The sequence below is a fragment of the Bradyrhizobium sp. LLZ17 genome, from assembly GCF_041200145.1.
Lineage (GTDB): Bacteria > Pseudomonadota > Alphaproteobacteria > Rhizobiales > Xanthobacteraceae > Bradyrhizobium.
In genome coordinates, this window is record NZ_CP165734.1 from 1,909,831 (window position 1) to 1,934,399 (window position 24,569).

The window sequence follows — 24,569 nt, forward strand, 5'->3', positions numbered from 1 at the left end:
TGAAAAAGTGACGCATGCAATCGCGTCCGCCGCATTTTGCGTGTACCGCGCGCAGCGTTCCGCTAGCTTGCACGCAAGTGCAAACGCGAACCCGGCAAAGTGCTCAAATCGGCCGTACGCGAGAAATTCAGGGACTATCGCGCCGGCTGGGCCTCCGCACAATTGCACACGGCCCCTTCACTTGCGCGATCGTCTTCATCTTTTGGTAGATTGGGCAGCGCTATATCCGAGGTATCGCTAACTTCTTGTCGAGGACACCATGGCGTTTTCCGGATTGGGACTGCATCTCGGCAATCTGTCCCGCCTGTCGAATGCGCAGACGCGCTCGATCAGCCCAGAGAACTTGACCGGCGACAAGGGCAAGGGCGGCATGTCCACCGACGGGCCCGCGGCAGCCCAGGCCCGCGATCTCGGGCAAGGCTGGAAGGTCTCGCCCTACGTCGTCATCGAGCCCGGTGCGACGTTCACGCTCGCCGACATCGCGGGCCGGGGCGCGATCCAGCAGATCTGGATGACGCTCGCGCGAGGACGGCTTCGCCATTCGATCCTGCGCGTCTACTGGGACGACCAGGAGCAGCCGAGCGTGGAATGCCCGGCCGGTGACTTCTTCGCCTGTGGGTGGGAGGAGTTTGCGCAGGTGTCGTCGCTGGCGGTCTGTGTCAATCCCGGACGCGCGTTCAACTGCTACTGGGAGATGCCGTTCCGCAAGCGCGCGCGCTTCACGCTGGAGAACCGGAGCGAGGAGGCGCTGACCGTTTATTACCAGATCAACTACACGCTGACCGACGTGCCCGAGGATTGCGCCTATTTCCATGCACAATTCCGCCGTACCAACCCGCTGCCGTACAAGGACGTCTACACTATCCTCGATGGCGTCACCGGGCGCGGCCAATATGTCGGCACCTACATGGCCTGGGGCGTCAACAACAACGGCTGGTGGGGCGAAGGGGAGATCAAGTTCTTCATTGACGGCGACGGCGAATTCCCGACCATCTGCGGCACCGGCACCGAGGACTATTTCTGCGGATCGTACAACTTCGATCCCTACGTCGCGCATTCCGGCCGCGGCGCAGTGCAGCAATCCCGCTACCAGGAATTCACCACGCCCTATGCCGGCCTGCCGCAGGTGATCCGCCCGGATGGCGTCTACAAATCGCAGCAACGGTTCGGCATGTACCGATGGCACATCCCGGATCCCATTCGTTTCCAGAGCGATCTGCGCGTGACCATCCAGGCGCTCGGCTGGCGATCGGGCGCCAAGGAGGCAAAATATCTTTCGCTGCAGGACGACATCGCGTCGGTTGCGTTCTGGTACCAGACGCTGCCGGCGGCGCCGTTTCCCACATTGCCCGACGCGGACCATCTCGAAATCGACTAACCCGGACCACGCTCGGCGTGCCCGACCGCGCCTCCGAGGTGGTCTTCACCGATGAGCGCAATCATGCGCGGCGCGACTCCATCAGCTCCCATCACCGCTTCAGCTAGTTCAACACCTCCACCGTCGCGGATCGGCCGGCGACGAGTGCCGTGCCCTCGGGGACGGGATCGAGCGCGATACGCACAGGTACTCGCTGCGCCAACCGCACCCAGCTGAAGGTCGGGTTGACGTTCGCAAGCAGGTTCGCGCCGTCGGCGCGATCACGGTCCTCGATGCCGGCGGCGATGCTCTCGACATGGCCGGTCAGCGTGACCTTCTCGCCCATCAGGCGGATACGCACCTTGTCGCCGATACGAATGCGCGCGAGCTTTGTCTCTTCGAAATAGCCTTCCACGTGCAGCGTATCGCTGTCGACCAGCGCCATCACGCCCTTGCCCGCCGTGACGTAAGCGCCGGGACGCAAATCCATGTTGGTGATCACGCCGTTGACGGAGGCGCGGACCTCGCTGCGGTCGAGGTTGAGCTGGGCGACCGCACGGTCGGCGACGGCCTGATCGAAAGCGGCCTTGGCTTGGAGCTGGGTCGCGAGCACCTGTTCCTGCCTCTGCTGCGACACCGCGTCAGTGGTCAGCGCACTGTAACGCTTCAAATCGGCATTTGCCTGATCGAGCGTCGCCTGATGACCGGCCACCGCAGCATCGGCCTGCCGCAGCGCCAGCGCAAACCGTTCGCGGTCGATCCGGAACAGCACGTCACCGCGATGGACCTTCTGGTTGTCCTTGACCGGTACTTCCGTCACGAAGCCGGACACGTCAGGCGCAACCTGGACCACATCGGCGCGGACGCGCCCATCGCGTGTCCAGGGGGATTCCATATAGTAGACCCACAGCTCGCGGCCGACCGCGAGCGCGGCGACGACGACAATGACAGTCAGCGCGAGGCGGCCGAACCAGGCGAAATTCCCCTTCATGCGAGATACTCCGAGAGATAGACGACCACGCCGAGAAGGCAGACAAAAATCGAAAAATCGAACAGCGGGCGATGCCAGACCAGCCGGTACAAATCGAAGCGCTGCATGATCCGGCGCAAAATGCCGCTAAGAATGTAAGCGACGATGATCCACAGGAGCAGCGCAGGCACGAGCACACCGTAGATGTCGATCACATATCTCATGCCGCGACACTCTCGCCTGCGCGCGGCCGGTAGGCCGGCGCATCCGGAAACAGGCCGCGCCGGATACCGACGAGACCGATCAAGGCATCCTCGCGCGCGCTGTCATTGGGATCCCTGACCGCCTGCGCCAGGGCAAGATCGACGTGCCGCAGCAGCTCAGCCGGCATTCCGCCGCCGGCATAGCTCCGGCACGCGATGGCGAGTTGATCCAACATGTCATCGATGGCGGAAATGGTCGATACTGCGAGGCCATAGCGGGCGCGGCGGAGGTCGATGATATTGATCCCGATGCGGAGCTGGACGAGGCTATCGGCGTCGCGGCGATCGCTCTCCGAGAGGAACGCGATGCGCTGCACCAACAGCCCAAGCCGGTGTAGCATCAGGCCCGCGAACTCCGCGCGGTCGCGCCTGCCGCGCCGTTCAGCGGCCACCGCGATGGTTCTCCAGCTCGACAGCACCAGGCGATTGGCGATCCATTCCGCGCCCACCCCCCGCGCGATCCGCGTCACGAGCTCGGCGATCACGACGCCGACGAAGAAAGCGACCGCTGAATTGGCATAGGACGCAAAGTCCGCGTTGTAAGTCGATTGCAGCGCGAGCAGCGTCGCCGTATTGGCCGCGAGCGCCATGCCCGTCCCGGCCGTTGCCGGCCGCGCGATCAACAAACCATAGAGCAGGAAAGTCGGCGCGAGCGCGACGATCAAGACTTCGATATGGGAGATCGCAGGCACCAGCGCGAACAGATAGACAGCGACGACCACGATGGCGACCAGCGACCACAGGCCAAAGCTGCGGATGAAGCGGGCCGGCTCGTCCTGCGCGGCGAAGAACGAGCAGGCAACGGCGGCCATCATGGGAGCCGACGCGCCGTCCGGCCAGCCGGTCCCGATCCAGAACGCGCAGCAGATCAGGATAGCGATCGCGGCACCGACAGCCGACCACAGGGCGAGGCCGCGGTCGCGATGACGCACGGGCGCGGCGCCGGCTTCGGAGTGAAAGGCGAGATCGAGGGTCGAGACGACGCGGTTCTCTCCGATCGCCCGGGTCAACGCACGACAGTCGCGCGAGAGGTCGACGAGCTCGCGCAACCGCGACAACAGGCTCGTGGTGATGATCCGCTCCCAGGAGGAGCTATCATCGAGCACCGCCTGCCGCTCCGCAATCATGGCGCGGATCCGCTCGGCCGGCTGCCGCGCGCCGATGTCGCTCACGATCCACTGCGCCAGATCGTCCAGAAGCCGCTTCGGCTCGCTCTGCCGCCGCAACCCCTCCTCGCCCAGCGCGGCCAGCCTGTCCTCAAGAGAAGCGATCACCGGCAGCAGCATCAGCATGCGCAACCGGATTTCGCCGAGGCCGATCACGGCATTGCGGTCCGTCAACCGGTCATAGGCGAGATGGGCTGAGAGCGTGTCGATCTCGACAATGTCGGTCGCAAGCTTGAGGCGCTTGCTGCGGCGCATCTCGTTGGCGCCCTCGCGCAGCAACACGAGCTGACTGAGACGGCGCGCATCCAACAGCCAGCTGTCGATGCGGTTAGCGACCGCCGGCGCGACGCTTCGGGGAAAGACAATGGTCGAGACCAGACTGGCGCAGATGATTCCGAGCGAGATCTCCTCGACACGCGCGACTGCGGTGTCGAAAATCGCGCCAGGTTCTGACACCGCGGGAAAGCCGATCAGCGCAACAGTGTATCCGGCCAGCATGAAGAGGTAGCTGCGTGGTGTGCCGTCGAGCAGCGAAACGTAAAGGCAGAGCCCGACCCAGAGCGAGATCGCGAGGCACAAGAGTTCGGGGGCATCGATCAGGTTCGGCACCAGCGCCACCGTCACGGTCGCGCCGACCAGCGTGCCCATGACGCGGAAGAAGGCCTTCGAGCTGGTCGCGCCGGCGAGCGGCTGAGAGGTGATGTACACGGTCGCCATCGCCCAATAGGGCCGCGGCAGGTCCATGGCGAGCGCGATGACGAGCGCCAGCATCGACGCGGCAAACGTCTTCAAGGCGAAAATGAGGTCCGCGTGGCGGACCAAAAACGGCTCTTGCGCGCGCATGATTATTGCGCCTCTGATGTCTTGGCTTCGTGCAGGCGGCTCGCCCGCTGCTCAATGCGCCGGAGCGTCTCAAACGTTATTGCAAGTTCCTCGGTTCCAATATCCTTCAGCAGGATCGCGCTGCGCGGCGCTCGCCGGCCAACTACTCCACGGACTGCGGACCGCGCCAGGCCCTCGGCTCAGTGCACCACGTACACATCCGGATCAAAGCTCGAGCTCGGCTTCTTGAAGGCGTTGCGCAGAGCCGGCGACATCGGGACGTTGTAGTTCAGCCCGTTCGGCGGCGTCGGCGATTCCAGCCACTTCCTGTACAACACCTCTATTTCCGGGCTGGCGTAGAGTTCAGCCGTGGCGCGATCGGCCAGCGCCTTGAACGGAGCATCCTCGCGCCGCAGCATGATCCCGTAGGGCTCGGGCTTGGAAAATGTTTCCTCGCTGATCATGAAGAGCGCCGGCTCCTTCGAGCGCGCGATCGCGACCGCAAGCTGCACGTCGTCAAGCGCGTAGGCCTGGGCGCGATCGGTTTCGAGCAACAGGAAGGCCTCGGCCTGATCCTTGGCCGGCATCAGGTTGATGCCGAGATTGCGCTCGGTGTTGATCTTGGCGAGCTGTGTCAAGTTGACCGACCCCGCCACCGCCGTGACGGACTTGCCCTTGAGATCGTCGATCGTGGTGATCTTCGCGACCTTCTTGGCGGCAAATCGCGTCGCACTGAGGAAATGCGTGTTGGTGAAGGCGACCTGCTTCTGGCGGTCGGCATTGTTAGTGGTCGCCGAGCAATGCAGGTCGAGCGTACCGTTGACCATCAGAGGGATGCGATTCGACGACGTCACTGGCAGGAATTCGACCGCGATATCGGGCGTGCCGAGCTGCTTCTTCACCGCGTCCACGATCTTGAGGCAGATATCGATGGCAAAGCCGACCGGCTTCTGGTCGCCATCCAGATAGCTGAAGGGTACGGACGCCTCCTGATAGCCAAGCGTGATCTTCTTCGTGTCCTTGACCTTCTGAAGCGTACCCGACAGGTCGTCGGCCGAGGCGGCGCCCGCAAGACAAGTGACGGCTAGGAGAACGGTGGGTAGAAGACGCATCGGGAGCTCCTCGAGGGCTGCGCCTCCGTGCCGGGCGCAATCGAACGGTTGTTAGCGCAGACACCCGCCTGCCGCCAGACCAGCTTGCGTGTATCAGCTACAGCGGTTTCGATGCGATCAACGGCCCTTCGTCCCCGCACGCGGCCCGGCTCAATCGACGAGACGCCCGTTACGCGTCGATGCCTCGCTGCACCAGAATGCGCTCGGCACTGTCGTTCCAGACATCCATCTTCACGATCTGGCCGCTCCTGACCACGAAGCGATCGACATAGCGATTGCCCTCGAAGGGCGTGCCGTCCATCCACTCGCCATAGAGCGTGCCGATGCTGTAGACGACGGTCTCGACCGCGCCCGGACAGACGTCGAAGCGGTCCATCTTCTTCTTGACCCAGCGATAGCGCTTGGCGTTGAAGCCGGTCGGCCCGCGCGGGTGATCGAACTCGCTCCCGCCGGTAAAGGTGATCACCGTGCCCGACTTCATGTAGGCTGCCGCGGCGTCGGGATCGGGAATCATCGATGCCGTGAGATAGGCTTCCACGATCTCGGCGTCCGACGAGGGCGCTTTTTCGCTTTTCGCGGTGATGGACATGGCGGTATCTCCCCGAAGAAATTCGCGAAATACTACCGTCCAAGTCAGGGAAAGCACGCATATATTTTGATCAAATCCCCCGTTACATTGCCGCCGACCCGAAGTCGTCGCTGATTGCCACAAGTCGCACCCGAAGATTCATTGCATGACCACCGACACCGCCTTCGACCTTGTCTTCCGCAACGCCCTGTTGCGATCATCCGCCACACCCGTCGATATCGGCGTGAAAGGCGGCCGGATCGCTGCGATTGAGCCCCGGCTTGCCTGCGACGCGGTGGAGATCGATGTCAGCGGCCGATTGGCCCTGCCCGGCTTCGTCGACACTCACATCCATCTCGACAAGGCCTGCCTGCTCGAGCGCTGCGGGCACAATCACGGCAGTCTCGGCGATGCCATCCGCGCCGTGTCTGCCATGAAACGGGATTTCAGCGTCGAGGATGTCTATGCACGGGGCGCCAGGGTGATCGAGCGCGCGATCGTGCACGGCACGACCCGCATGCGCACTCATGTCGAGATTGATCCGCGCATCGGCTTGCGCAGCCTCGAGGCCGTGAAAGCGCTGAAGCGGGACTATGCCTGGGCGCTCGACCTCTCGATCTGCGTCTTTCCGCAGGAGGGCTTGACCAACGATCCCGGCAGCCAAGAGCTGCTGGTGCAGGCGTTGCGCGACGGCGGTGAGGTGATCGGCGGCTGCCCCTATACCGACACCGACCCCAACGCGCATCTCGCGCGCGTTTTCGATCTCGCGCGGGAATTCGACGTCGACGTCGATCTTCATCTCGACTTCGACCTCGACCCCTCCTGGTGCCATCTGGACGAAGTCTGCCGGCAGACCGAACGGCACAATTATCAGGGGCGCGTCGCGATCGGCCATGCCACAAAGCTCTCGGCGTTGCCGCCGGAGCGGCTGAAGGCGGCCAGCGCTCAACTGGCGCAAGCCGGCGTCGCCGTTACCGTACTGCCGGCGACCGATCTCTACCTGATGGGACGTGAGGCCACCCACAACGCGCCGCGCGGGCTGACGCTCGCGCACAAGCTCGCCGGCGACGGCGTCGTCTGCTCGGTCGCGACCAACAACGTGCTCAATCCTTTCACGCCGTTTGGGGACGCCTCGCTGCTGCGGATGGCGAACCTCTACGCCAACATCGCCCACGCCTCGATCGGCGACTTCGATACCTGCCTTGATCTCGTCACCGACCTGCCGGCACGGCTGATGAACCTCGGGGATTACGGCATCGAGATCGGCAAGCCTGCCGATCTCGTCGTGCTCGACATAAAAGACAGCCGTTTCGCCATCGCCGAACTGCCGGATGTCGTGATGGGCTTCAAGAGCGGTCGGCAGACCTTTGAGCGGCAGCGGCCCCACCTGTTCCGCCCCGGCCCCTGATCCGCTCCTCATGCATATCTGCATTGAAGCGTGGCGGATTGCCACGTCATTTCCGTTCGATGTTACCGCTGATCGTTCTTTTATTCCGAATCCTGTAGAACACCGGATAGTCGATCCGCACGGATTGCCGATAGCTGCACGCATTGTCAGTCCAGCGGCGCCGGTCAAAGCAGAACCTGCGCTGGCGCTTGCGTTTCGGGAAAGCATCGACGTGTTCAGCGCGTTCAGCAGCATCGACCATGACGCCATTCGAACGAGAACGCCGACCGAGGCTGCGGTGAAACGGCTCGACGGCATCGGGCATGTCCTGTCCGAGCTCGATCTGGCCGGCGTCCGGACGCAGGATGACCTGACGCGCATGCTCCTGACGCTCGACACCGCCGACAAGTGCATTCGTGCGATCTGCGCAGAGTTCCGCGTCGAAGCCGTGAGCGATCGGCTGGCCCGCAAGGCTGAAAACCTGATGGTGCTGATCGAACGCGCGCGCGACGATCTCACCGGCTGTCGCATGTCAAAATCCTGAGCAGGATGCCGCCTACCCCTCGCGCTTGATCTTCGCCAGGATACGATCCGCCTCGGTGCGCCAATCGGCACTGCGGGCAAACTCCTTGGTCCCCTTCGCGCCGAACAGGCCTTCGTCGGCGAGATCGGCCACCCAGGCTTGCCGTTCGGCCGTGCCCTGCGCGGACCACGGCGTCAGCCCCACCTCGCGCACGGTCTCTGCGACCTCGCGCACCTCCTCGGCACGGCGGCGGCCGTGCTCGATCACCCGCTGAAAGAAATAGGCGCCCTGCTTTTCCCAGTTGATCGCGGGGAACGTCTCCGTCAGCGACGCCAGCACTGCGTCCTCGACGCCGTAGGCACGCGCCGTTGTAAAACTTTCGATGACCATGGCCTCGAGCCCCTTGATCATGATGCTGCGGCACATTTTGACCGCCGAGGACACCCCAAGCCGGTCGCTCGCGACCTTCGCCGCGAAGCCGATCGCATTTAGCAGCGGCTCGAGCTCCCTCGCGCCGGGACCGCCGAGCAGGAGCGGCACCTTGATGCGATAGGGCGGCACCGAGGTCATCACGGCGCCCTCGACGTAACGACCGCAGGCGGCGTCGATCAGCGCCGCGGCGCGCTGCTTGGCACCGGGCGAGGCCGAGTTGAAATCAAGGAACCAAGTGCCCTGGTTGATAGCACCAGAGCAGGCTGCTGCGACCGGCACGGCCTGGCTGGCAGTGACGGCAGAGACGATGAAGTCGGACTTTGCCGTCAGCTCGGCGTGAGACGCTGTCAGCTCGACGCCGAACTTCGTCGCGTGCTCTCTCAGCGATGCGCCTTGACCGCTTCCCAGCTTGATGTCGAATGCGGCGACCTTGATCTCCTGCTGGCGCAAATCCTCGGCCAGAATTTTGCCGACTTCGCCATAGCCGACCAACCCGATCTGCCATCGTTTCGGATCCACCATCAGTTCAATCCTCGTGTGGTCTCGTCGAAGAGCTCCTCGACCGCATAGCGGCGCGGGATCAGCGCCTGCTGGAATGCATAGTCGACGATCAGCTCCAACGGCTTTCTGTTCGCCTCAACGCCGAACGGAACAAGGTCCGGCGTTGCGACAGGCCCCACCTGCAATTTGTTCTGCTTGAGCAGATCATATACACCCGCGGCCACCTTGGGATGCGCCTTCGCAAGTTTCCCAGTCACGACCACGAGATGATTGACCGGGACGACGCCGCGCCGCGCATACCATTTGGCGGCTTCTGCGGTCGGGTCGGGGAATAACGGTTTCAGCCGCGCATCGTTCGAGGCCTCGCCGAGGACCGCGTCGAGCTCGCCATCCAGCAGCATCTGCAAGATGTTCTTGTCCGCGGGCGCGCGCTCGGTGGTGTCGACATATTCGGCGACGTGCGGATCCTCAAACGTGACCCAGCGGATCTTATCGAGATCGACGCCGTAGTCGTTGGCGAGGATTCCCCTGATCCAGGCGCCCGTCGTCGTCGTGAAGGAGCGAATGCCGACGCGCTTGCCTTCGAGATCGGACGGCCGGAGCGTTCCCCGCGCGGGATTGTACAGCGCGTAAGCGTGCTGGAAGCGGCCGAGCATGGTCGCCGGCAGCAGCACCAGCGGCTTGCCGTGCGCCTTCGCCATCAGATAGGTGACGATCGCCATCTCGCAGACGTCAAACGCCTGCTCGCGCACCATGGGCTTGAACGCCTTATTGGTCGGCGTGTACGTGACGAAGTCGAGATCGAAGCGGTCGGAACGGAGTTCGCCACTCTTCACCGCCTCGACATGGGGATGATTGCCAAGCACGGCCTTCAGCCTGAGACGATCCATCCGCCCACTCCGCTTCTCTTCGCCCTAGACGTCCTCGGGATTGTCGACGTAAACGAGCCCGGCTTTCGCCAGGGCGTCGCGCATGCCGTACATATCGAGGCCAAGCTCGCCCGAGGCGAGTCGCTCGCGCTTGCCGCCCTCGTCCGCGTTGCGCTTCTTCGCCTTCTCCGCGACTTCGACGGCATCGCGCTTCCGCACCACCACGACGCCGTCGTCATCGGCCACGACGATGTCGCCGGGATCGACGTTGACGCCGGCGCAGACCACGGCAATGTTGACCGAGCCAAGGGTCGCCTTGACCGTGCCCTTGGCCGACACTGCGCGCGACCACACTGGAAATTTCATCTCGTGCAGCGCTTTGACATCGCGGCAGCCGGCATCGATGATCAGCCCCTGTACGCCGCGCGCCCTCAGCGAGGTCGCGAGCAGCTCACCGAACATGCCGTCGGTATTGTCGGTGGTGCAGCCGACGACGAGAATGTCGCCCTTCCTGCACTGCTCGACGGCGACGTGGATCATCCAGTTGTCGCCAGGCTGCGCCAGCACGGTCACCGCAGGACCCGCAATCGCCGCGCCCGGCCACACCGGCCGCATATACGGCTTCATCAGGCCGATGCGACCGTAGGCCTCGTGCACGGTCGAAACTCCGTACTCCGCCATTCCAGCGGGATCGGCACGCTTGATGTTGCGAACGACGACGGGCTTCATGCCAGCTCCTCCGCGACCGTCGGGAACAGGCGCTGATAGGCCTCGCCATACGTCATGGGCATGCCGGTGTTGCGGCTGCCCTGGATGCCGCGGTTGAGCGCAACGCGCTCGTAATAGCCCCAGAGATGCTTTTGTGCGGCGAGGATCTGGAACGCCTCGTACTTCTCCTTCCAGACCTCGTCGATCTTGAGGAGCAGGTCCGGCTTGTAATTGCACTGCTCGGGCTGGTGCGGCTCGAACAGGAACACCGGCGGTGCCGAATATTTGTACTCCGCGCCGGGCTTGTGACCCATCGCCTGCGCGACCACGCGGGTCTCCTGCGCGAAATGCGCGGCATTCGGATGGTCGAAATTATAGGGGTCTTGCAGCGCGTGCGTCAGCACGAAACTCGGATTGAGCTCGCGGTAGATGTCGACCATGCGGTCGAAATGCGTTTCCGTCAGCTTTAGCGGATAGTCGCCGCAATCGAAGAACTCGATCTCGGCGCCGAGCAGCTTTGCGGCGCGCTCCGCCTCGTCCTTGCGGCCGGCCTTGACCGATTCCAGCGTCGCGCCCTTCTCCTTCCAGGCGAACTGGCTCTCGCCGCGCTCACCAAAGGACATGCAGACGATCTTCATGCGATAGCCCTTCTTCGCATGCAGCGCGATGGCCCCTCCAGCGCGCCAGACGAAGTCGCCGGGATGGGCCGTGATCACGAGACCTGTTTTCATGGGACAAACTCCCCTCTTCTGTTCGTAAGCGTCATAGGCTCATCAACCCGCGGCGACGGCGGGCTCCTCGCCGTCGAGCACGCGCTTCAGGCGCTCGGCGTCGAGCGCGCCTTCCCATTTGGCAATCGCGATGGTCGCGACCGCGTTCCCGATCAAATTGGTCGGCGTCAGGCCCTGCGACATCAGGCGGTGGACGCCGAGCACGAGCGCAACGCTCGTCACCGGAATGCTGCCGGTCGCGGACAGCGTTGCCGCCAGCACGACAAAGGCGGCGCCCGCGATGCCCGCCGCGCCCTTGGACGTCACAAGCAGGATCAGCAGCAGCTCGATCTGCTCGGCGAGCCCCAGCGGCGTATTGGTCGCCTGGGCCAGGAACACCGAGGCGGCGGCGAGGTATAGACAGGTGCCGTCGAGATTGAAGGAATAGCCGGTCGGGATCACCAGCCCGACCACGCTCTTCTCGCAGCCGGCCTGTTCCAGCTTGGTCAGCATCCGCGGCAGCACCGTCTCGGACGAGGTCGTGGCGATGCAGATCAGCAGCTCTTCCCAGATGTAGCGGATCAGCTTGAGCAGCGAGAAGCCGCAGAGCCGGGCGACGGGGCCGAGCGCCGCGATGATGAAGATCACGCAGGTCAGATAGAAGCCGCCTAGCAGCTTGCCGAGCGAGGCCAGCGAGCCGACCCCGAACTTGCCGACCGTAAAGGCGATGGCGCCGAACGCGCCGATCGGCGCCGCCCACATCACGAAGCCGACCACGGCGAATATCATCTTGGCGGCGACGTCGACGAGGTTGATCAGCGGTGCCGCGCGTTCACCGAGTTGCACCAGCGCAAAACCACACAGCACGGAGATGAAGAGGACCTGGAGGATGTTGCCCTCGGCAAAGGCACCAATGAAGGTCGCGGGCACGATGTTCGTCAGGAACGGCACGAAGCCGATCACAGCGGTCTGCTTTACATAAGGCTCGACCGCACTGGCGTTGATGCTGGCGGGATCGATGTTCATGCCGACCCCGGGCTTCAGCACATTGACCGCAATCAGGCCGATCACCAGCGCGATCGTGGTCATGATCTCGAAATAGATGATGGCCTTGACCGCGACCCGTCCGACACGGGCCATGTCGGCCATATGCGCGATGCCGTGCACGGCGGTGCAAAAGATGATCGGTGCGATCAACATCCGGATTGCCTTGATGAAGGCATCGCCGAGCGGCTGCATCTTGGCTGCCGCCTCGGGACTGACGATCCCAAGCGCGATGCCGGCCGCCATGGCGATCAGCACCTGGATCCAGAGCTCCTTCCACCAGGCGCGCCCGCGTGGCTTGTCGATCGCCAGCGCCGTCATTCGCCAAACCCGAACAGGCGCGCCGGATTGCTGACCAGAATCTTCTGCTGAAACTCCACCTCGGGCGCAAACAGCGGGATCAGGTCGACGAGATCGCCGTCATTCGGCATCGCCTTGACGTTGGGATGGGGCCAATCGGTGCCCCAGATGACGCGGTCGGGCGCGGTCTCGACGATTTTTCGCGCGAATGGCACCGCATCGGTGAACGGCGGGCCAGCCGAGGACACGCGCTCGGAGCCGCAAATCTTCACCCAGCACTTCTCGTCGCGCTGCATCAGCTCGATCAGTATCCTGAACGGAAGCTGGTCGAGCCCCTTAGACGCCTTCACCCGACCCATATGGTCGATCGTATAGCTCAGCGGCAGCCTTGCCAGCATATCGGCATACTCGGGGAGATCGATCGCATCGAAATGCAGATCGATATGCCAGCCGAACGGCGCGACCATTGCGATGACCCGGTTGAAGACGCTCTTGTCGGGAACGCCGCCGAGATGGCGGACGAAATTGAAGCGGCAGCCGCGGAAGCCGCCTTCGTGCAGCGCACGAAGCTCGCGCTCGGTGATGGTGTCGTCGATGTTGGCAACCGCGCGGTAGGCGCCGTTGCTTTGCGCGATGGCATCGAGCGCCACCGTATTGTCGGTGCCATGCACGCTGGCATTGACGATGACGGCGCGCTCCACGCCGAGTTTGGCGTGCAACGCCTTGAAATCCTCGAGCGGCGCATCCGGTGGCGTGTAGGAGCGATCCGGCGCGTAAGGATATTTCGCGCCGGGCCCGAAGATGTGGCAATGCGCGTCGCACGATAGTTTTGGCAGCTTGAATTTCGGCGTGCGCGTATTCGGATCAGGCGGCGGAATGGTGGGGATATAAGTCATTGTCATCAGCCGAACTTGAACAGGCGTGCCGGATTGTCGACCAGCAGCTTCTGCCGGACCGCGCTATCCTGCGCATAGAGCGGAATCAGGTCGACGAGTTCGCCGTCATTGGGCATGATCTTGACGTTCGGGTGTGGCCAGTCGGTACCCCAGATGACGCGATCGGGCGCGTTCTCGATCAAGGCCTTCGCAAACGGCACCGCATCGTGAAACGGCTTGCCGGTGGCGGACGCGCGCTCGAGACCCGTGATCTTGACCCAGCACTTCTCGTCCTTCTGAAGGTCGAGCAATGCGGTGAAGGCGGGATCGGCGAGCCCCTTCCCCGCCTGCACCGTCGCCATGTGATCGATCACGTAAGGCGTTGGCAGCGCAGTGAGGATCGGCGCGAATTCGGCGATCGTGCCCGGCTCGAAATAGACGTCGACATGCCAGCCGAGCTCGGCAACGCGATGCACGATGTGCTGAAATGTGGCCATGTCGCCGACACCGCCGAGGCGCTTCAGGAAGGCGAAGCGGCAGCCGCAGATGCCGGCCTTGTCGAGCGCGGCAAGGTCTTTGTCAGACATCTCGTCGCTGACGTTCGCGATGCCCTTGTAGGCGCCTTCGCTCTGCGCAATCGCGTCGGTTACGACACGATTGTCGGTGCCGTGCACAGTGGCATTGACGACCACGCAGCGCTCAACGCCGATTTTTTCGTGCACGCTGCGAAACGTTTCCAGCGGCGCATCGGCCGTGTTGTAGGGCCGGTTCGGCGAAAAAGGGATAGCGCGCGGCCGGCCCGAAGATATGGGTGTGAGTGTCGCAGGACTTCGGCGGCAGCTTGAACGAAGGCACCTTTGGATTTGGATCCGGCGGGTCGATGGTCGGCATCGCCTTCGGCCCAGCGGTTTGCGCGCGCGTTTCGCTCGTCAACGCCGCGCCGGCCAATCCGGTCAAGAGATGCAAGCATTCGCGCCTGTTCATTTCCTCAACACCCAGTCACATGGTCCGCTTGCGAGAGGAAACGCTGAGCGCGTCCGCCTCGACGGTTTCTTTCAAGTCTTGCTTGTAACGGGCCGCCGTCGTGCCGGCGCGGCCTGATCCAGCGCCGGCGCCTGGAAGGCGGCAACCGTGGCCTGCACCAGCTGCTCGATAGCGCTGGCGGCATCGCTGCCATCGGCCTCGCCGCGCGACAGGCGCGAGACGCGATCCGGCGTCACCAGCGAATAATACAGCGCGCCGAGCAGGAAGTGGCTGCGCCACACGATCTCGGTGCGCGGAACATGCGGCACGCTCTCGTGGACCGCATCGATGAAAGCGTGGCTGGTATCGTCGAAAGTCTGCGCAATGATTTTTCGCGCGACCTCGTTGCCTTCCGCTGACATCACTGCGCGCAGCCGCGTAAAGCGCGCCCCGCCGCCGGCGAGATCGCTGCCCGAGGTGAACGCCGGCACCACATAGGCGCGCACGATCGCCTCCAGCCGGTCCTGGAGATCGCGTACCCGCTTGGCGGCGGCCAGCAACTCCGAACGGCGGAGATTCATCGGTCCGCAATGGCGCCGGTAGATCTCCAGCAGCAAGCCGTCCTTGGTCGTGAAATGATAGGTCACGCTGCCGGGATTGGCGCCGGCGGCGTGTGCGATGTCGCGCACCGAGACGGCGTTGAAGCCGTTGGTGGCGAACAGCTCTTCGGCCGCAGCGAGGATCGCCTCGCGCATGTTCGGCTTGCGGGCCGTTTTCTTGCTGGTGGGCTTGCGTACCATGTGATTTGTACTATCGTACAAAAGATCAGGTCTCGTCAACAAAAACCATGGGCAATGTCCGGGCGGCTCAGAAACGGGCGCAAGGACGCGAATGCCTCGAGGAGTGCTCCAGAATGCCGGGTTTGAACAAGACGATCGGCGGGTTCGCGGTCGTTGCGGGTTTGCTGCTCGCAGCGAGCGCCGCGCATGCCGCCAATTATCCCAGCAAGCCAGTTCACATCCTCGTGCCCTATGCGGCCGGCGGCGCCGTCGATGTGCTCGCGCGCACGCTCGGCCAGGCGCTGGCCAAGACCTGGGACCAGCAGCCCGTGATCGACAACCGCCCGGGTGCCGGCGGCATCGTCGCCTCGCAGGCGCTGACGCAGGCCGCACCCGACGGCACCACGCTGATCCTGGTCGCGAGCGGTCATCCGCTCAACCAGTTCATCTATCCGAGCGTGCCGTATGACACGTTCAAGGATTTTACCGCGATCAGCGAAGTCGCCTCGTCGCCGCTTGCCATCGTGGTGGCGAAGGACAGCCCTTACAAGACACTCGGCGATCTCCTGGCTGCCGCAAAGAAGGATCCCGACAAGCTCTCCTACGGCATGTCCGGCAATGGCACCTCGGCGCATCTCGCCGGCGAGCTCCTGAAGCACATGTCCGGCACGAAAATGGTTGCGATCCCCTACAAGGGCGGCGCGCCGGCGCTGACCGCGGTGATCGCGGGTGAAATCCCGCTCAGCATCAATCCGCTGGCTGAAGCGATCGGCCAGCTCGACGGCGGCCCGGTCCGCGCGCTCGCGGTGACCTCGGCCGAGCGCTCCAAGGTCCTGCCCGATGTTCCGACCGTCGCCGAGGCCGGCGTGCCCGGCTACGATGTCTCGGTCTGGTGGGGCGTACTGGGCCCGGCGAAGATGCCGCCGGAGATCGTGGCAAAGCTCGAAACCGATTTGAAAGCGGCGCTACAAGATCCGAACGTCATGTCGACTCTCGGCAAGATCGGCGCCGCCCCCGTCGGCTCGTCTGCCAAGGACTTTGACGCCTACATGCACAGCGAGGCAACCAAATGGGAACCGGTACTGAAGGCCGCCGACATCCACGCGCAGTGAGGCGGCCCTGACGCTCCCCTGCCCGCGCCGGCTCATCGCGCCCTCGTTCAATTCCGCGCGTTCGCCCGCATCTTCTCCGGCGCGGCCGGCCGCCGCATGTAATCGGCGTCGTCGCCTCCTGCTGATGGAATCAGGATTGCGCGTTCGCGCGGCAGAGCCTCCGGCATCTCGTCGCGAATGAAGGCGATAAGCTTTTCCCTCATTTCGCAGCGCAGGTCCCAGGATTGCGGCGCATTCCGCGCGCTGACCAATACACGAAGTTCGATGGTGCGCAGATCCGCGTCGATCACCTGGAGATTGACCACCGCGCCGTCCCAAAGCTTGGATTCCTTGACCGCCTCCTCCAGCCAGCGCCGGATGCGCGGCACATCAGCGCGATAGTCGACATGAAACGCGATCACACCGATCAGGGATGCGGTATCGCGTGTCCAGTTCTGGAACGGTTTTTCGATGAAGTAGGACAACGGCACCACCATGCGGCGCCAGTCCCACAGCCGGATCACAACATAGGTCGAGGCGATGTCCTCGACCCACCCCCACTCGTTCTCGATGATCACGGCATCCTCGATGCGGATCGGCTGGGTGATCGCGATCTGCAGACCTGCAATCAGATTGCTGAGCAGCGGCCGCGCGGCAAGACCGACGATGATACCGGCTGCGCCGGCCGAGGCGAACAGGCTGACGCCATATTGCCTCACCGAGTCGAACGTCATCAGCGCGGTGGAGACCGTGATGATGACGATGATGGTGTCGGTCACGCGCTTGAATACCCGGATCTGCGTCACGTGCTTGCGCGCGATGAGGTTCTCGGTGACGTCGCGAAAGTTGCGCAGATAGCGCGCCGCGCTCATGTCCACGATCCGGATCGATATCCAACCCATCAGCGCGATGAAGGCGACCACGAACAGACGCATCAGCGGCGTCCGGATCGTATCGTCGAGCGGCGCCAGCGGCAGCACGAGCGCAACGGCTGCCAGACACAAAGCGAGTTGGGCCGGACCGGCGGTACGCTCAATGAACACGCCGACGAGAGGAAGTGTGCCAAAGGCGCGATTGAGCAGCCATACCGCCAACCGATAGAAGACCAGGGCCAGCAAAATCGCACCGGCGATCAGGCTGAAGCCGATCAGCCACGACGGTACCCAGCCGAGCATCTCGTCGATGTCGGCCATAACGGCATGCAAATTCATCCATATCCCCGCAACGCATTCGCCTAGGGCGCTCAACGCATTCCCAGCGGCTTCGCTCCCCCCGCTCAGTGCAACGCAGCATCCCTCTGGTGCAACCGTCCCCGAACTGCGCTATCTCTCGATTCATGACTCGACGAACCGGCAGCGCCGACCTTCCCCTGCACAACGGCCGGGTTCCCCCCTGGCTCGCGACCCGCATGGCTTCACTTGGCGCGATCGTCACGCAGGCGATCGTGCATCACTACGGGCGCGATGCGTTCCTCCAGCGGCTGTCACACCCGTTCTGGTTCCAGTCGTTCGGCGCTGTGATGGGTATGGACTGGCATTCCTCCGGCATCACGACATCGGTGATTGGCGCGCTGAAGCGCGGGCTAGGTCCGCTCCAGAACGAGCTCGGCATCTATGTCTGCGGCGGCCGCGGCCAGCATTCGCGCAAGACACCGGACGAATTGATGCAGCTCGGTGACCGCGTCGGGTTCGACGGCGCAAAGCTCACGCGGGCCAGTCGTTTGGTAGCCAAAGTCGATAGCGCGGCGGTGCAGGACGGATTCGACCTCTATCTCCACGGCTTCTTTGTCACCGCCGATGCCAAATGGACCGTGGTGCAGCAGGGCATGAACGGCGACAAGCGGCAGGCCCGGCGCTACCATTGGCATTCCGAGGCACTGAAGAGTTTTGTCGATGCGCCGCACAGCGCGATCGACGGCCCGCAGCAAGGCGAGATCGTCAATCTGACCGACCACCGCGCCGACGTCTCGCGCAATGCGCAGCTCGAGCTTTTGAGCGATCTCGGCCCCGATCGCATCGTCACCGAATTCGAACGGCTCAACGGCACGGCGGCCACGCCGGCGCAGGCGATGCTGCCGCATCTGATCATGCCGGCGCATCACGACGTGCGGCCCAAGGACGTGTTCGCGCGCCGCCTGCACGGCACGCTGGCGGCAGCCGCAGAGCGCGGCCCTGTCGACTTCCCGGATCTGCTGCTGACGCCCGGTGTCGGCGCGCGCACCGTGCGCTCGCTGGCGATGGTCGCCGAGGTCGTGCATGGCGCGCCCTATCGCTTCAACGATCCCGCGCGCTTCTCGCTCGCCCACGGCGGCAAGGACCGGCATCCCTATCCCGTCCCGATCAAGGTCTATGACGAGACCATCCGCGTGCTGAAGGACGCGATCCAGAACGCAAAACTCGGACGCGACGAAGAAATGCAGGCGATCAAGCGGCTCGACGACCAGGCGCGGCGGCTGGAGCGGACGGTGCGCGGGCCTTCCGTGCAGTCGTTCATCGCAGGTGAACGCGCGGCCTCGCCGGAGCTCGACGGCCGGTCCGTGTTCGGCTGGGAACGCGATCTCGCGCCAACAAAAAAGCGGACCGGCTGAACACCGGTCCGCGAGTTGCTCGGGAGGAACGTCTCTCAGGTCTCGTCGCCCGCTCCGTCTTCGTCTGCGAGTCGGTTGGCCGAGTGATCCTGATACTGATCGGTCTGGATGGCCTTTCCATCCATGCCGCGGATGTCCGAGTGCTGAGCCTTGTCGCGGTTCGACAGCACCATGTTGTCGCCGATCTTCTCCTTCGGGACGTCCGTGAGCCCGCCGGTGCCGTCGCCCTTGCCGTGCATGCCCGATCTGAAATGCGTCTTGCTGCCATGACCACCTGGCATCGGTCTCTCCTGTTGCGTTGATCGTCCCTGCAAGTTCAGTGCTTCTCCTGTGCCGGCGTTGGCTTCAGCGGCTTGTGGCCGCTCTGGCCGCCGTCGTTGTGCTTGTTGTGGTCGCTCTCCTGATTGAGGCCACCCCGGCTCACCGGAAACTCGCTCTGACGTGCCTGGCGGTTGATCTGGTGAACGGCGTTGTCCTCTGGATTGTGCCCGATCGCCTGCTCGACCTGGCGCTGATCCGGAACATCGGCTTTCCGTTCGAGGATGCGCAGTTGCTGCTCGTGTGTCTTGCTGCCTTGCATGGGTGCCTCCAGTCTTCAGCGCCGGTGGGCGCCGCTGCGCGCGACATCCTTGTCGATGCCTCCCGCCGCGTTGACGTCGTTCTCGAGATCACCTTCGATCGTGTTCTCGCCCAAGACGTCTTCCAAATCGTCAGGCGATGCGCCGGCCATAGTGACACCCTTCGATCCGCCGATCAGCGGATTGTCGCGCATGTCTTTTTCGCTCGGGGTATATAGCTTTGGTTGCTTGTTGCTCATGATCTGTTCGCTCCGCTTCGCCCTCGGCGCCTCTGGCCCACAATGACGCTTCGTGCTCTCGCTGCCGGTGGTGGGAACCCTTCGGCGCCCGGGCTCCACTGACAACAGGAAGCGCCGGACGTCGTTCCTAGCGGTGGAGATTTCCAAAAAATCCGGATGTCAGTTTGCCGCCGCGAAGGGCCGATCGGTCATCGCTTGCGTCTGACGCGCCGCAAGTGTTCCGCCTTCGTCTGCGACGACGGGAAGCTGCGCGATGGCGCAGAATCCCCGGCCGCTTGCGCCATTGGATCCGCGCGGGATCGACAGCGAGGCTGAGCTTTGGCCAGCGCGCGAACAGCGCCTCGAGCGCGCAAACCGCCTCGATCCGCGCCAGCTGGTGGCCGAGACAGAAGTGAATTCCCGTCCCGAACGAGATGTGGCGGTTCGGCTTGCGTTCGAGATCGAGCCGTTCAGGCGCATCGTGGACCGCCGGATCCATGTTCGCGGCGGCGAGCATGACCATGACGCGATCGCCCTTCTTCAAGCGCACGCCTTCGAGCTCGACATCGTGCCGCACATAGCGCGGCTTCGAGAACTGCACCGGCGAGACGAAGCGCAGGAACTCCTCGACCGCGAGCCCGACCCGGCTCCAGTCCTCCTCCAGCCAATCGCGCAGACCAGGATTTCGGAGCAGCTCGTAAACCGAACCGCTGATGAGATGCGTGGTGGTTTCCGAGCCCGCTGCGAGCAGCAGAAACAGCATCGACACCATTTCGTCCGGGGTGATCTGACCGCCTTCGCGTTCGACCTGGACCAGTTCGGCGATCAGGCCCTCACCGCCCCGTACGCGAGCAAGCTGCAACCGCTCTGCAAGATAGTCGCGCATCTTGCGGAATGCGAACAGCAGTCGGAAGAAGCTGACGACGTTCGTCAGCGACGACATGGCGTTGGCCCAGGCGATGAACCTCGGACGATCGGCCGCCGGCAGCCCCAGCAGTTCGGAGATCACCGACAGCGGCAGGATGCGTGCATAGCGCTGGACGAGATCGGCGGGGCGGCCTTCTGCAAACAGGTCGGCCGCGAGATCATCGGCAATGGCGCGAATACGTGGCTGCATGTCCATAATCGCACGCCGGCGAAAGGCTTCGTCCACGATGCTGCGCAGCCTTGTGTGATCCGGCTCGTCCATGGTCAGCATATTCTTGGCGATGGTTGCGACGAGCCTTGGCATCCACCAGCGCAAGCCGGCGACTTCGCCATCCTCCTTGCGCAGCGTGAATGTCGCGCCGTCCTTCAGCACCTGCGCGGTGGCATCGTGCGTGGTGGTGACCCAGACATCGCCGACCAGAGGGAAATGTGTCGCAACCACGGGGCCGGCTGCGCGCAGCTTCGCGATCGCCTTGGGCGTATCGCGGAAGAAGGTCTCGCTGGTGAAATCGAGGCGCGGTGCCATGGGATCACCGGAGTGGCTGGGGGCGCCTCATCGAGATGGTGTGCGGGGAGTAACGCGCAAGGGTCGGAACCGACGCTATCCGCGCCCGGGCGAGCGCGGCCCCGGCTTGCGCTGCCGCTGGCCGGTGTAGGAATCCCAATGACTCCAGCTGCCGTTGCTCAGGCTTTGCAGGTCAGTGGTGAGCGGACGGCGCGTGCGCTTGTCGTACTCGGCGATCGAGCGCTCCGATTGCGCGATCTTGCGCTTGAGTTCCGCAATCGCCTTCTGGGTCTCGCCGTTACGTTTCGACGAGGCGATTTCGCCCATCGTGAAGCGGGCGGTCTCGAGCGCCTTCAACTCGGCGCGGTTCCTCTTTAACTGGACCCGCTGCCAGGCGATGTTGCTGTCGCTGTCCGCAACCATGTGGGAACTCCGCTGATTCGCTCCCACAGTGTATCGCGCGCCGAGATCGACGCCGCAACGCCCGTACGAGGGCGAAAATGCGGTGTTATTGCGCGACCAGCGCCCCGGATCGGGGCTCTAGATCTTGTCTTGACGCGTTTTCTTTACGCGAACCGGTACCCGCTTCGCTCGAAAACGCTCTAACGTTCCGCGAAGGCCTTTTCGACCACGAACTGGGCCGGCTCGCCGTGATTGCCCTCGATGAAACCGCGCTCACCCAGCAGCGAGCGGGTGTCGGCCACCAGCGCCGGGCTGCCGCAGATCATGACGCGGTCATGGGCCGCTTCCAGGTCCGGCAGGCCGATATCGGCGAACAGCTTGCCGGAGGTGATGAGGTCGGTGATACGGCCGCGGTTGCGGAACGGGTCGCGCGTCACGGTCGGATAGTAGATTAGCTGAGCGCGGATGTAGTCGCCCAGCAGTTCGTCGTTCGGCAGCTTCTCGGTGATCATCTCGCCATAGGCGAGCTCCTTGACGTGGCGGCAGCCGTGCAGCAGCACCACCTTCTCGAAACGCTCGTAGGTTTCGGGGTCCTTGATCACGCTCAGGAACGGCGCGAGCCCGGTGCCGGTGCCGATCAGATAGAGGTTGCGCCCCTCCTCCAGATTGTCGATCACCAGCGTCCCGGTCGCCTTGCGGCTGACGATGATCTCGTCGCCTTGCTTGAGGTGCTGGAGCCGCGAGGTCAGCGGGCCGTCCGGCACCTTGATGGAGAAGAACTCCAGCGTGTCCTCGTAATTGGCGCTGGCGACGCTGTAGGCCCGCAGCAGCGGCTTCTCGCCGACCTTGAGCCCGATCATGGTGAATTCGCCGTTGCGGAAACGGAACGTCGGGCTGCGGGTGGTCTTGAAGGAGAACAGCGTGTCGGTCCAGTGGTGGACGCTCAAAACGCTTTCCTGATTGAAATTGCTCATCTCACCCTTCCGTGTCGCTTCATTGCGGTTTTCGAGGCGGTCAGCTATGCGTCATTTGTATACGATCATTCGTATACAAATGAATAATCCAGCTTGATCCCGCGGTCAAGGCTGCCCAAGATCGAAAGCGTTGCAGTTAAGGACAAGGACCCCTTCCATGGCGCATGACGCACCGCAGGCCGCCGGACCCTCGAAGCTCGTGATCCGCAATATCGGCCTGATCCTGTCGGGCGCGCTGGAAAAGCCGATCCTGGACGGCGACACCATCGTCGCCGAGAACGGCAAGATCAGCGCCATCGGCCGCTTCAAGGACCTCGACACGGAAGGCGCGACCACGATCGTCGACGCCAACGGCACCACCGTCGCGCCCGGTCTGATCGACAGCCACGTCCATCCGGTCGCCGGCGACTGGACGCCGCGGCAGAACCAGATCGGCTGGATCGACAGCAACCTGCATGGCGGCGTCACCACCATGATCTCGGCCGGCGAGGTTCACATGCCAGGCCGCCCGCGCGACGTCGTCGGTCTCAAGGCGATGGCCATCTTCGCCCAGCGCGCTTTCTGGAATTTGCGGCCCGGCGGCGTGAAGGTTCATGCCGGCGCGCCGGTGATCGAATGCGAAATGGTGGAAGAGGACTTCAAGGAGTTGGCCGCAGCCGGCGTCAAGCTGCTCGGCGAAGTCGGCCTCGGCGGCGTCAAGGACGGACCGACCGCGCGCAGAATGGTCGGCTGGGCCCGCAAATACGGCATCCAGAGCACGATCCACACCGGCGGCCCCTCGATCCCCGGCTCCGGCCTGATCGACAAGGACGTAGTGCTGGAAGCCGATACCGACGTGGTCGGTCACATCAATGGCGGCCACACCGCGCTGCCCGACGACCAGATCCGCTGCATCTGCGAGGGCTGCAAGCGTGGGCTCGAGCTCGTTCACAACGGCAATGAGCGCTCCGCTTTGTTCACACTGCGCACCGCGCGCGAGATGGGCGATTTGCATCGCGTCATCCTCGGCACCGACGCGCCGGCCGGATCGGGCGTGCAGCCGCTCGGCATTCTGCGCATGGTCTCGATGTTGTCCTCGCTCGGCGACCTGCCGGCCGAACTCGCCTTCTGCCTGGCCACCGGCAACACCGCGCGGATGCGCGAGCTCGATTGCGGCCTGATCGAAATCGGCCGCTCCGCCGATTTCGTCATCATGGACAAGGCGCAGCATTCACCGGGCAAGAACATCCTGGAGAGCGTCCAGCTCGGCGATCTCCCCGGCATCGGCATGACCATCATCGACGGCATCGTACGAACGCAGCGGAGTCGCAACACGCCGCCGGCGGGGAGAGTGCCGGAGATGGTGGCGAAGTAGGCCGGACAGACGGTGCCGTAGGGTGGGCAAAGCGTAGCGTGCCCACCAATACTCTCGCACGCGATGAAAGATGGTGGGCGCGGCGCTTTGCGCCTTTGCCCACCTACAAGACCTGCATCACCTCAGCTTATTAAGAAGCGCCATCAAGGTCTCGCGCTCCTTCGCGTCGAGCGGGGCCAGCGTCTCGCGGCTGATCGCCAGCGCATTCGGCGCCAGCTTTTCGGCAAGCTGCTGCCCTGCGCGCGTCAGGCTGACCAGCAGCCGCCTGCCATCGCCGGGATCCTGGCTCGTCTCCGTCAGGCCGCGCACCGAGAGCCGGTCGATCACGCCCTTGATGGTCGCGACATCCATCGACGTCAGCCGCCCGAGCTGGTTCTGCGAGCACGGCCCGGTCTCGGCGAGTTTTGACAGCGCCGCCCATTGCGTGGGCGTCAGATTGGTGCCGATGTCGCGGGAGAAGATCGAACTGTGGCGCTGCCAGACCTGGCGCAGGATGAAGCCGACCTGCTCGTCGAGCACATAAGACGGCTTTGTCTGCTTGACGCTCTTCTTCGCCGCCACACTTCTCGCCATCCGCTCCCCGC

The 24,569-nt window shown here is 63.9% G+C and carries 25 protein-coding genes and 2 pseudogenes; 6 read left to right on the top strand and 21 right to left on the bottom strand.

The features are described 5' to 3' along the window. Window positions 1-259 precede the first annotated feature (259 nt). Complete coding sequence (locus AB8Z38_RS09615; protein WP_369724555.1) at window positions 260-1,378, top strand: glycoside hydrolase family 172 protein; 1,119 nt, start codon at window positions 260-262, stop codon at window positions 1,376-1,378. Between the two features lie 103 nt (window positions 1,379-1,481). Here AB8Z38_RS09615 and AB8Z38_RS09620 read toward each other — a convergent pair whose 3' ends face one another. From AB8Z38_RS09620 to AB8Z38_RS09640, 5 genes are all read right to left on the bottom strand, one after another. Continuing rightward, the gene (locus AB8Z38_RS09620; protein ID WP_369724556.1) at window positions 1,482-2,348 is read right to left on the bottom strand and encodes an efflux RND transporter periplasmic adaptor subunit; all 867 of its coding nucleotides are present in this window, start codon (window positions 2,346-2,348) and stop codon (window positions 1,482-1,484) included. Next, on the bottom strand, window positions 2,345-2,551 hold the full coding sequence (locus tag AB8Z38_RS09625; RefSeq protein WP_369724558.1) for a DUF1656 domain-containing protein: 207 nt from the start codon (window positions 2,549-2,551) through the stop codon (window positions 2,345-2,347). The genes AB8Z38_RS09620 and AB8Z38_RS09625 overlap by 4 nt, the downstream gene beginning before the upstream one ends. After that, the gene (locus tag AB8Z38_RS09630; protein WP_369724559.1) at window positions 2,548-4,599 is read right to left on the bottom strand and encodes an FUSC family protein; all 2,052 of its coding nucleotides are present in this window, start codon (window positions 4,597-4,599) and stop codon (window positions 2,548-2,550) included. Before AB8Z38_RS09630 ends, AB8Z38_RS09625 begins: the two co-directional genes overlap by 4 nt. A gap of 179 nt (window positions 4,600-4,778) precedes the next feature. Continuing rightward, complete coding sequence (locus AB8Z38_RS09635) at window positions 4,779-5,690, bottom strand: amino acid ABC transporter substrate-binding protein (RefSeq protein ID WP_369724561.1); 912 nt, start codon at window positions 5,688-5,690, stop codon at window positions 4,779-4,781. Window positions 5,691-5,859: 169 nt separating this feature from the next. Continuing rightward, window positions 5,860-6,279, bottom strand: coding sequence for a nuclear transport factor 2 family protein (locus tag AB8Z38_RS09640; protein ID WP_369724563.1), 420 nt, complete (start codon window positions 6,277-6,279; stop codon window positions 5,860-5,862). Between the two features lie 145 nt (window positions 6,280-6,424). Between AB8Z38_RS09640 and AB8Z38_RS09645 the strand changes: the two genes are divergently transcribed. Further along, the gene (locus AB8Z38_RS09645; protein ID WP_369724565.1) at window positions 6,425-7,666 is read left to right on the top strand and encodes an amidohydrolase family protein; all 1,242 of its coding nucleotides are present in this window, start codon (window positions 6,425-6,427) and stop codon (window positions 7,664-7,666) included. A 211-nt stretch (window positions 7,667-7,877) separates the two neighbouring features. Continuing rightward, window positions 7,878-8,189, top strand: coding sequence for a hypothetical protein (locus AB8Z38_RS09650; protein WP_369726792.1), 312 nt, complete (start codon window positions 7,878-7,880; stop codon window positions 8,187-8,189). 12 nt (window positions 8,190-8,201) lie between these two features. Here the strand turns inward: AB8Z38_RS09650 and AB8Z38_RS09655 are convergent, their stop codons facing one another. From AB8Z38_RS09655 to AB8Z38_RS09690, 8 genes and pseudogenes are all read right to left on the bottom strand, one after another. Beyond that, complete coding sequence (locus AB8Z38_RS09655) at window positions 8,202-9,122, bottom strand: DUF1932 domain-containing protein (RefSeq protein WP_369724567.1); 921 nt, start codon at window positions 9,120-9,122, stop codon at window positions 8,202-8,204. Continuing rightward, complete coding sequence (locus AB8Z38_RS09660) at window positions 9,122-9,991, bottom strand: ABC transporter substrate-binding protein (RefSeq protein WP_369724569.1); 870 nt, start codon at window positions 9,989-9,991, stop codon at window positions 9,122-9,124. The genes AB8Z38_RS09655 and AB8Z38_RS09660 overlap by 1 nt, the downstream gene beginning before the upstream one ends. Window positions 9,992-10,015: 24 nt before the next feature. Further along, window positions 10,016-10,699 carry a 4-carboxy-4-hydroxy-2-oxoadipate aldolase/oxaloacetate decarboxylase gene (locus AB8Z38_RS09665; RefSeq protein WP_369724571.1) on the bottom strand — a complete coding sequence of 228 codons (684 nt, stop codon included), beginning with the start codon at window positions 10,697-10,699 and terminating at the stop codon, window positions 10,016-10,018. Then, window positions 10,696-11,409: a PIG-L deacetylase family protein gene (locus AB8Z38_RS09670; RefSeq protein WP_369724573.1), complete on the bottom strand. Its 714-nt coding sequence runs from the start codon at window positions 11,407-11,409 to the stop codon at window positions 10,696-10,698. The genes AB8Z38_RS09665 and AB8Z38_RS09670 overlap by 4 nt, the downstream gene beginning before the upstream one ends. A gap of 42 nt (window positions 11,410-11,451) precedes the next feature. Next, window positions 11,452-12,753: a C4-dicarboxylate transporter DctA gene (gene dctA, locus AB8Z38_RS09675; RefSeq protein ID WP_369724575.1), complete on the bottom strand. Its 1,302-nt coding sequence runs from the start codon at window positions 12,751-12,753 to the stop codon at window positions 11,452-11,454. Further along, window positions 12,750-13,634, bottom strand: coding sequence for an amidohydrolase (locus tag AB8Z38_RS09680; protein WP_369724577.1), 885 nt, complete (start codon window positions 13,632-13,634; stop codon window positions 12,750-12,752). Before AB8Z38_RS09680 ends, dctA begins: the two co-directional genes overlap by 4 nt. Then, a pseudogene (locus AB8Z38_RS09685) lies at window positions 13,634-14,591 on the bottom strand (amidohydrolase). Before AB8Z38_RS09685 ends, AB8Z38_RS09680 begins: the two are co-directional and overlap by 1 nt. A 71-nt stretch (window positions 14,592-14,662) precedes the next feature. Next, window positions 14,663-15,370: a TetR/AcrR family transcriptional regulator gene (locus AB8Z38_RS09690; protein ID WP_369724579.1), complete on the bottom strand. Its 708-nt coding sequence runs from the start codon at window positions 15,368-15,370 to the stop codon at window positions 14,663-14,665. 113 nt (window positions 15,371-15,483) lie between these two features. On the opposite strand from AB8Z38_RS09690, the gene AB8Z38_RS09695 reads away from it, so the two are divergent. Beyond that, entirely contained in the window at window positions 15,484-16,461 is a 978-nt protein-coding gene (locus tag AB8Z38_RS09695) for a tripartite tricarboxylate transporter substrate binding protein (protein WP_369724581.1), read from the top strand. 47 nt (window positions 16,462-16,508) lie between these two features. Here the strand turns inward: AB8Z38_RS09695 and AB8Z38_RS09700 are convergent, their stop codons facing one another. Next, on the bottom strand, window positions 16,509-17,651 hold the full coding sequence (locus AB8Z38_RS09700) for a mechanosensitive ion channel family protein (RefSeq protein WP_369724583.1): 1,143 nt from the start codon (window positions 17,649-17,651) through the stop codon (window positions 16,509-16,511). Window positions 17,652-17,776: 125 nt separating this feature from the next. Between AB8Z38_RS09700 and AB8Z38_RS09705 the strand changes: the two genes are divergently transcribed. Beyond that, window positions 17,777-19,027 (top strand): DUF763 domain-containing protein, encoded by a 1,251-nt coding sequence (locus AB8Z38_RS09705; RefSeq protein WP_369724585.1) that lies wholly within the window; start codon window positions 17,777-17,779, stop codon window positions 19,025-19,027. Between the two features lie 35 nt (window positions 19,028-19,062). Here the strand turns inward: AB8Z38_RS09705 and AB8Z38_RS09710 are convergent, their stop codons facing one another. The 6 genes and pseudogenes from AB8Z38_RS09710 to AB8Z38_RS09735 all read right to left on the bottom strand — a co-directional run bounded on the left by AB8Z38_RS09710 (window position 19,063) and on the right by AB8Z38_RS09735 (window position 22,631). Further along, window positions 19,063-19,308 carry a hypothetical protein gene (locus AB8Z38_RS09710; RefSeq protein ID WP_369724586.1) on the bottom strand — a complete coding sequence of 82 codons (246 nt, stop codon included), beginning with the start codon at window positions 19,306-19,308 and terminating at the stop codon, window positions 19,063-19,065. A gap of 35 nt (window positions 19,309-19,343) precedes the next feature. After that, complete coding sequence (locus AB8Z38_RS09715) at window positions 19,344-19,607, bottom strand: hypothetical protein (protein WP_369724588.1); 264 nt, start codon at window positions 19,605-19,607, stop codon at window positions 19,344-19,346. A gap of 15 nt (window positions 19,608-19,622) precedes the next feature. Beyond that, entirely contained in the window at window positions 19,623-19,844 is a 222-nt protein-coding gene (locus tag AB8Z38_RS09720; protein WP_369724590.1) for a hypothetical protein, read from the bottom strand. Between the two features lie 159 nt (window positions 19,845-20,003). Next, a pseudogene (locus AB8Z38_RS09725) lies at window positions 20,004-21,276 on the bottom strand (cytochrome P450). A gap of 75 nt (window positions 21,277-21,351) precedes the next feature. After that, complete coding sequence (locus AB8Z38_RS09730) at window positions 21,352-21,678, bottom strand: hypothetical protein (protein WP_369724592.1); 327 nt, start codon at window positions 21,676-21,678, stop codon at window positions 21,352-21,354. A 179-nt stretch (window positions 21,679-21,857) separates the two neighbouring features. Further along, window positions 21,858-22,631 (bottom strand): ferredoxin--NADP reductase, encoded by a 774-nt coding sequence (locus AB8Z38_RS09735; protein WP_369724594.1) that lies wholly within the window; start codon window positions 22,629-22,631, stop codon window positions 21,858-21,860. A 157-nt stretch (window positions 22,632-22,788) separates the two neighbouring features. On the opposite strand from AB8Z38_RS09735, the gene AB8Z38_RS09740 reads away from it, so the two are divergent. Then, window positions 22,789-23,985, top strand: coding sequence for an amidohydrolase family protein (locus AB8Z38_RS09740; protein WP_369724596.1), 1,197 nt, complete (start codon window positions 22,789-22,791; stop codon window positions 23,983-23,985). Window positions 23,986-24,102: 117 nt separating this feature from the next. Here AB8Z38_RS09740 and AB8Z38_RS09745 read toward each other — a convergent pair whose 3' ends face one another. Then, a complete protein-coding gene (locus tag AB8Z38_RS09745; protein WP_369724598.1) occupies window positions 24,103-24,558 on the bottom strand; it encodes a MarR family winged helix-turn-helix transcriptional regulator in 456 nt (151 codons plus the stop codon). Window positions 24,559-24,569: the final 11 nt, after the last annotated feature.

Excerpts from the sequence above, each read along its gene's own strand:
- AB8Z38_RS09615 (WP_369724555.1), top strand. The coding sequence starts at position 260 with ATGGCGTTTTCCGGATTGGGACTGCATCTCGGCAATCTGTCCCGCCTG.
- AB8Z38_RS09620 (WP_369724556.1), bottom strand. The coding sequence starts at position 2,348 with ATGAAGGGGAATTTCGCCTGGTTCGGCCGCCTCGCGCTGACTGTCATT.
- AB8Z38_RS09625 (WP_369724558.1), bottom strand. The coding sequence starts at position 2,551 with ATGAGATATGTGATCGACATCTACGGTGTGCTCGTGCCTGCGCTGCTC.
- AB8Z38_RS09630 (WP_369724559.1), bottom strand. The coding sequence starts at position 4,599 with ATGCGCGCGCAAGAGCCGTTTTTGGTCCGCCACGCGGACCTCATTTTC.
- AB8Z38_RS09635 (WP_369724561.1), bottom strand. The coding sequence starts at position 5,690 with ATGCGTCTTCTACCCACCGTTCTCCTAGCCGTCACTTGTCTTGCGGGC.
- AB8Z38_RS09640 (WP_369724563.1), bottom strand. The coding sequence starts at position 6,279 with ATGTCCATCACCGCGAAAAGCGAAAAAGCGCCCTCGTCGGACGCCGAG.
- AB8Z38_RS09645 (WP_369724565.1), top strand. The coding sequence starts at position 6,425 with ATGACCACCGACACCGCCTTCGACCTTGTCTTCCGCAACGCCCTGTTG.
- AB8Z38_RS09655 (WP_369724567.1), bottom strand. The coding sequence starts at position 9,122 with ATGGTGGATCCGAAACGATGGCAGATCGGGTTGGTCGGCTATGGCGAA.
- AB8Z38_RS09660 (WP_369724569.1), bottom strand. The coding sequence starts at position 9,991 with ATGGATCGTCTCAGGCTGAAGGCCGTGCTTGGCAATCATCCCCATGTC.
- AB8Z38_RS09665 (WP_369724571.1), bottom strand. The coding sequence starts at position 10,699 with ATGAAGCCCGTCGTCGTTCGCAACATCAAGCGTGCCGATCCCGCTGGA.
- AB8Z38_RS09670 (WP_369724573.1), bottom strand. The coding sequence starts at position 11,409 with ATGAAAACAGGTCTCGTGATCACGGCCCATCCCGGCGACTTCGTCTGG.
- dctA (WP_369724575.1), bottom strand. The coding sequence starts at position 12,753 with ATGACGGCGCTGGCGATCGACAAGCCACGCGGGCGCGCCTGGTGGAAG.
- AB8Z38_RS09680 (WP_369724577.1), bottom strand. The coding sequence starts at position 13,634 with ATGACAATGACTTATATCCCCACCATTCCGCCGCCTGATCCGAATACG.
- AB8Z38_RS09690 (WP_369724579.1), bottom strand. The coding sequence starts at position 15,370 with ATGGTACGCAAGCCCACCAGCAAGAAAACGGCCCGCAAGCCGAACATG.
- AB8Z38_RS09695 (WP_369724581.1), top strand. The coding sequence starts at position 15,484 with ATGCCGGGTTTGAACAAGACGATCGGCGGGTTCGCGGTCGTTGCGGGT.
- AB8Z38_RS09700 (WP_369724583.1), bottom strand. The coding sequence starts at position 17,651 with ATGAATTTGCATGCCGTTATGGCCGACATCGACGAGATGCTCGGCTGG.
- AB8Z38_RS09705 (WP_369724585.1), top strand. The coding sequence starts at position 17,777 with ATGACTCGACGAACCGGCAGCGCCGACCTTCCCCTGCACAACGGCCGG.
- AB8Z38_RS09710 (WP_369724586.1), bottom strand. The coding sequence starts at position 19,308 with ATGCCAGGTGGTCATGGCAGCAAGACGCATTTCAGATCGGGCATGCAC.
- AB8Z38_RS09715 (WP_369724588.1), bottom strand. The coding sequence starts at position 19,607 with ATGCAAGGCAGCAAGACACACGAGCAGCAACTGCGCATCCTCGAACGG.
- AB8Z38_RS09720 (WP_369724590.1), bottom strand. The coding sequence starts at position 19,844 with ATGAGCAACAAGCAACCAAAGCTATATACCCCGAGCGAAAAAGACATG.
- AB8Z38_RS09730 (WP_369724592.1), bottom strand. The coding sequence starts at position 21,678 with ATGGTTGCGGACAGCGACAGCAACATCGCCTGGCAGCGGGTCCAGTTA.
- AB8Z38_RS09735 (WP_369724594.1), bottom strand. The coding sequence starts at position 22,631 with ATGAGCAATTTCAATCAGGAAAGCGTTTTGAGCGTCCACCACTGGACC.
- AB8Z38_RS09740 (WP_369724596.1), top strand. The coding sequence starts at position 22,789 with ATGGCGCATGACGCACCGCAGGCCGCCGGACCCTCGAAGCTCGTGATC.
- AB8Z38_RS09745 (WP_369724598.1), bottom strand. The coding sequence starts at position 24,558 with ATGGCGAGAAGTGTGGCGGCGAAGAAGAGCGTCAAGCAGACAAAGCCG.